General features: G+C 44.0%; 5 protein-coding genes. All 5 read right to left on the bottom strand.

What is annotated here, in order from left to right; genetic code table 11:
• Nucleotides 1-104: 104 nt before the first annotated feature.
• Nucleotides 105-497, bottom strand: coding sequence for a hypothetical protein (locus tag B4N75_RS00770; RefSeq protein WP_296023231.1), 393 nt, complete (start codon nucleotides 495-497; stop codon nucleotides 105-107).
• A gap of 91 nt (nucleotides 498-588) precedes the next feature.
• Nucleotides 589-1,047 (bottom strand): ASCH domain-containing protein, encoded by a 459-nt coding sequence (locus B4N75_RS00765; protein ID WP_296668413.1) that lies wholly within the window; start codon nucleotides 1,045-1,047, stop codon nucleotides 589-591.
• A gap of 10 nt (nucleotides 1,048-1,057) precedes the next feature.
• Nucleotides 1,058-1,354, bottom strand: coding sequence for a hypothetical protein (locus tag B4N75_RS00760; protein ID WP_296668411.1), 297 nt, complete (start codon nucleotides 1,352-1,354; stop codon nucleotides 1,058-1,060).
• Nucleotides 1,355-1,381: 27 nt separating this feature from the next.
• The gene (locus tag B4N75_RS00755; protein ID WP_296668409.1) at nucleotides 1,382-2,200 is read right to left on the bottom strand and encodes a hypothetical protein; all 819 of its coding nucleotides are present in this window, start codon (nucleotides 2,198-2,200) and stop codon (nucleotides 1,382-1,384) included.
• Between the two features lie 18 nt (nucleotides 2,201-2,218).
• The gene (gene gatB, locus B4N75_RS00750) at nucleotides 2,219-3,763 is read right to left on the bottom strand and encodes an Asp-tRNA(Asn)/Glu-tRNA(Gln) amidotransferase subunit GatB (protein ID WP_296706328.1); all 1,545 of its coding nucleotides are present in this window, start codon (nucleotides 3,761-3,763) and stop codon (nucleotides 2,219-2,221) included.
• Between the last annotated feature and the right edge of the window lie 151 nt (nucleotides 3,764-3,914).

The following is a 3,914-nucleotide window of genomic DNA, read 5'->3' as shown; positions in this document are numbered from 1 at the left end:
AAAAAAGCGCCAGGAACACGGAGGGCGGCGCAGCCGGTGCAAAAGCACCGAGGGCACCGAAGCCCGCAGTACTCCGACCCGCAAAGCGGGTGGCGCCCAAAAAATTAGTTTTTGCAGTAAAGAATCGAGCCTAAAACTACCAGATGGCCTGCAAAATTCCAGAGCCATTTCATAAAATTGTGGAAATTTCCGTCGATAAAATCGCTCAAGACAATTGCAACAATCCAGACAATCATAATAATAAGCATCAGAATGCTTTTAAACTGTCCGAGACTACCGATAAAAAGTTCAAGAACAAGATAAATTCCTGCAAGAAGTTCGATTATTGAAAAAACAATTACCGCAATGTTTTCTGCGCTGCCGCTAAACACGCTTTTTAGAGAGTTAATTCCAAAATCTCCGCCGCCCTGCAAGCCCCAAATACCGCCGACAGCCAGCAACAAACCAAGAGAAAGCTGAATAATCAACTTTTCAACAGAAAAACTTTTTTTTGCCATAATTTAATTCCTCCAAACATTAAAAAATGCTTTTCTAATATAAAATTATAGCACACAAAAATTCGATTTTAAACTTTGGATTTTAAAAGTTTTAATTTTTTTTGTAGACTAATTCGAAAATTTCACAGACAACGGGCATTTCTTCGTCAAAATCAAAACCGCAAAGGTCGGCTTCTTCCTCAAAAAAGTCACGCTCTTTTTCCTGCCAGGCTTCAAGATTTTCGTCTTCGCCGTCCTGCTGCGCAAGTTCCCAGCTGATTTGGCTGAACGGAATTATTTTTACATCTTTTATGCGGATTACAGCGCAAGGATTCTCCTGAGTATCTTCCACGACGTAAACTTCGCCGGCAACAGGGAGCTTTTCGCGGTTTATTTCAAAAGAAGGAAAAGGTGTAAAGATTGCAGTTTTTTTTTCGCCAAGCACGAGATTTAGCTGCGACTGACCTGTCCAGCCCGAATCTTCAAAACAAAGCTCGCCGTTATAGACAGCCTCTTGTGGTTTTTGCCCGGTTTTTGCCAAATATTCATTCCAAAATTGAAGCACTGTCATTTTTATTTTCCTATTTTCTCGCACGGATTATTTTTAAGATAAAAGAAATTATAAAGAAAATTGCTGGAACTACCGTAAAAAAAAGCGGCACAAACGGAAGATTGAAAATTTTTAAAGAAAATTCGCTTATGATTCCAACTTTTAAGAGAAGCTCAAAAACAAGGCCTGTGTAACTAAAAATTGCTCCGCAAACCATAAAAATCCAGACAGAATCACGCGTCCGGCTCAAAAGCAAAATTGCTAAAAAAGCAGTAATTCCGCCAAAAACAAGTTTTACAATGTAAAAAACCACTTCGCTTTCAAGCATTTTTTCTTACCCGCATACTTAAAATTTTTAAAAGTCAAAAGGTGATTTTTCCAGCTTTTTAAAAACTCCAGAATCTGCTCCAAAAGGAACAATGCTCGGAACAGAAAAAAACGGGCTTACGACAAGATCGCAGTCCAGACAATGCTGAACAAAGTTCTCGTATTTTTCCTGCGGAATTTTCGGAAAAAGCCAAGGCCCCTTTCTCGTCCAGTATTTTGTCAAAACTTTGTCGTATTTAAACCAGTCTTTTTCTTCGCGAACCTGAAGTGCTTTTATTAAATCATAAAAAGAACGCGTTACCGCAGCTTCTAAAGCCGCTGGAATAAAAGCAGAACAAAAATCGATTTTTGAATCTTCAATAAACTCGCTTTTTACAGCGACAATCCAGATATTCTGCGCCCAGGCAAGCGGAGGAGCAATCAAAACACAGGCGGCATTTTTCCAGTCAATATTCTGCGCATTCCACGGACGATAAACAAAAGTTCCGTCTTTGCTTATGGCAAGGCTTTTTTTAAGAGCATCTTCTTTTGAATTACAAATAACTGCAATTCTTTCATCATTCAGCAAGGCGCTTACGGCACGGCTCAGTCTTGAAAGTCCAGAATTTTTTGAAACAGCATTAAAATCCGTAACAAAACTTCCTGTAAGACCGCGGCTTATTATGTTCTTAAAAATCGTCCAGCCGCTAAAAAAATCGCTTCCCCAGCCCAAAACAGCCCGGCCGCCTTCCAAAAACATATCAGTAAGACGAACGCGCTTTTCTGTGTACAGAAAATTTCCGCGCGCTCTTTTTACAGTCCCGAAACGAGATTTTATGCTCTCTGCAAGAATATTGATTTCTGTCATTTTGCTTTTTTTACAGCCTTACAGCTTAGCCAGTTTCTCGCCCACGAGTTTCGACGCGATTCCAGGGTTCGCCTTTCCCTTAGAAGCCTTCATCACCTGGCCTGTAAGCCAGCCGACAACGTTTGTCTTTCCGGCCTTAAAGTCCGCTACCGCTTTCGGATTATCAGCGATAACCTTGTCAACAATCGCCTCGATTGCGCCGGAATCAGAAACAGTCTCCATTCCCTCTTCCTTGATAATCTCAGCCGGCATTTTTGAAGTCTCGAGCATTTTCGCAAAAACGGCCTTTCCCTGCGCGTTCGAGATTTTCTTGTCCGCAATCGCGTTCACAAGCTCGGTTATGTGCTTCGGAGTGATATTCACCTCGCTGATTGTCTTTCGCTGCTCGTTAAGAACCGCGAGAAGCTCGGCAAGAATCCAGTTCGCAACTTTTTTAACGTCTTTCGCGCCTTTCGCGGCCTCTTCAAACCAAAGCGCAAGCTCGCGTGAAGAAGTCAAAGTCTCAACGTCAAAATCAGAAAGCCCGAACTGCTTCTGCAAACGGATTCTCTTTGCCTCAGGAAGCTCGCCCACTCTGCTTTCCGCGCGCGAAATAAGCTCCTCGTTCACCTTGAACGGCTTGATGTCAGGCTCAACGACAAAACGGTAGTCAACAAAAGAATTCTTTGTACGCATAATCTGCGTAACGCCCTTGTCCTCGTCCCAGTTCATCGTGTTCTTGTAGCCCGGATTGAATTCCTGACGGTCTTCCTCAAATTCCTTAAGCTGGCGTTTTGCCTCGTAAGCACACGCCTCGCGGATTGACTTGAAAGAGTTAAGGTTTTTGATTTCGGAAATCGGAGTATGGTAAAGTTTTCCGTCCTCCCAGACGTTGAGGTTGATGTTTGCGTCGCAGCGCATATTTCCTTCCTCAAGGTTTCCGTTTGTAACTTTAACGTAGCGCAAAATTTCCTGAACAGTCTGCATAAAAAGCGCGGCCTCGTCAGGAGAAGTCATATCAGGCTTTGTAACAATCTCAATTAGCGGAGTTCCCGAGCGGTTGTAGTCGATATAGGAATGTTTTCCCGGCAAGTGGAGCGACTTTCCTACGTCTTCCTCAAGATGGATTCTCTCGATTCTCACGCGGCGGTATTTTTTGCCCTCATTCTCAACGATGCAGTTCTCGCCCTTGAAATTGTTCGGCCGGAATTTTGCTCCGCCTTCCTGCTCGTCCTTTGAATAATGCGAAAGCGGCAAGTCAACGTGTCCGTCTGCGCAAAGCGGAATATCGTACTGCGTAATCTGATAGCCTTTCGCAAGGTCAGGATAAAAATAATGCTTGCGGTCAAATTTTGTAAAGCGCGCGATATTGCAGTTCAAAGCAAGACCGGCAACCGCCCCAAGCTCCACATAGCCTTTTGAAATGCGCGGCATAGCTCCCGGCAAGCCAAGACAAACCGGGCAAACTCGCGTGTTCGGCATTCCGCCGTATTTGTTCTCGCAGGCGCAAAAAGCCTTTGTTTTTGTAAGAAGCTGCGTGTGAATCTCACAGCCGATTACGATTTCATATTTATCAATTGCCATAATTTTCTCCAACTTTTCTGGGCGTTTCCCTCACTTTCGTTCGGGTCGGGCCTTTCGTGGTTCCGCACATCAGTGCTCCATTGCTCTCACTTCGCAAGGCTCCGTTCCGCAACGGCTCCGCCGCCACTACACGCCCTAACGCAAAATCCGA

The sequence above is a fragment of the Treponema sp. UBA7570 genome (assembly GCA_002477955.1).
In the GTDB taxonomy this organism is placed as follows: Bacteria; Spirochaetota; Spirochaetia; order Treponematales; family Treponemataceae; genus Treponema_D.
This window is presented reverse-complemented; position numbering and strand designations above follow the sequence as displayed.

Excerpts from the sequence above, each read along its gene's own strand:
- B4N75_RS00765 (WP_296668413.1), bottom strand. The coding sequence starts at position 1,047 with ATGACAGTGCTTCAATTTTGGAATGAATATTTGGCAAAAACCGGGCAA.
- B4N75_RS00760 (WP_296668411.1), bottom strand. The coding sequence starts at position 1,354 with ATGCTTGAAAGCGAAGTGGTTTTTTACATTGTAAAACTTGTTTTTGGC.
- B4N75_RS00770 (WP_296023231.1), bottom strand. The coding sequence starts at position 497 with ATGGCAAAAAAAAGTTTTTCTGTTGAAAAGTTGATTATTCAGCTTTCT.
- gatB (WP_296706328.1), bottom strand. The coding sequence starts at position 3,763 with ATGGCAATTGATAAATATGAAATCGTAATCGGCTGTGAGATTCACACG.
- B4N75_RS00755 (WP_296668409.1), bottom strand. The coding sequence starts at position 2,200 with ATGACAGAAATCAATATTCTTGCAGAGAGCATAAAATCTCGTTTCGGG.